The organism is Roseofilum sp. (assembly GCF_982964205.1).
Genome location: NZ_CEZBFX010000233.1, coordinates 1 through 1059, shown reverse-complemented (window position 1 = coordinate 1059; position 1059 = coordinate 1). Strand labels below are relative to the sequence as shown.

Sequence of the window (1059 nt, the reverse complement as noted above, 5' to 3'; positions counted from 1 at the left end):
ATGACAATAGCAGTCGGACGCGCGCCCAGGGAAAGAGGATGGTTTGATGCCATCGACGACTGGCTAAAGCGCGATCGCTTCGTCTTCATCGGATGGTCAGGACTCCTGCTGTTCCCCTGCGCCTACCTCGCCATCGGCGGTTGGCTCACGGGAACTACCTTCGTGACCTCCTGGTATACCCATGGACTCGCTTCCTCCTACCTCGAAGGCGGCAACTTCCTCACCGTAGCCGTATCGAGTCCCGCAGACAGCATGGGACACTCCCTCCTGTTCCTCTGGGGTCCAGAAGCTCAAGGGAACTTCGCTCGCTGGTGTCAGCTCGGCGGTCTTTGGCCCTTCGTCGCTCTCCATGGAGCCTTCTCTCTGATCGGCTTCATGTTACGGCAATTTGAAATCGCCCGTTTGGTCGGCATCCGTCCTTACAACGCGATCGCCTTCAGCGGCCCCATCGCCGTATTCGTGAGCGTATTCCTCATGTATCCCTTGGGACAATCGAGCTGGTTCTTTGCCCCCAGCTTTGGAGTAGCAGCGATTTTCCGGTTCATCCTGTTTCTACAAGGATTCCACAACTGGACGCTCAACCCCTTCCACATGATGGGAGTAGCTGGGATTCTCGGAGGAGCCTTATTGTGTGCCATTCACGGAGCCACAGTAGAAAACACCCTGTTCCAAGATGGCGACAAAGCCAACACCTTCCGGGCATTTGAACCAACCCAAGCAGAAGAAACCTACTCCATGGTGACCGCCAACCGGTTCTGGAGCCAAATCTTTGGGATTGCCTTTTCCAACAAACGTTGGTTGCACTTCTTCATGCTGTTTGTACCAGTAATGGGTCTGTGGATGAGTTCAGTGGGCATTGTGGGACTAGCATTGAACCTGCGGGCTTATGACTTTGTATCTCAGGAATTGAGAGCAGCAGAAGACCCAGAATTTGAAACCTTCTACACCAAGAATATCTTGTTGAACGAAGGAATTCGGGCATGGATGTCCCCGGCAGACCAACCCCATGAGTTCTTTACCTTCCCTGAAGAGGTTCTTCCTCGCGGTAATGCTCTGTAA

Annotated in this window: 1 protein-coding gene; it reads left to right on the top strand. The window is 53.6% G+C overall.

The window, feature by feature from the left end; translation table 11 throughout:
- A partial coding sequence (gene psbD, locus AC3A14_RS24685) for a photosystem II D2 protein (photosystem q(a) protein) (RefSeq protein WP_487779252.1) occupies positions 1-1059 on the top strand: 1059 nt, incomplete at its 5' end.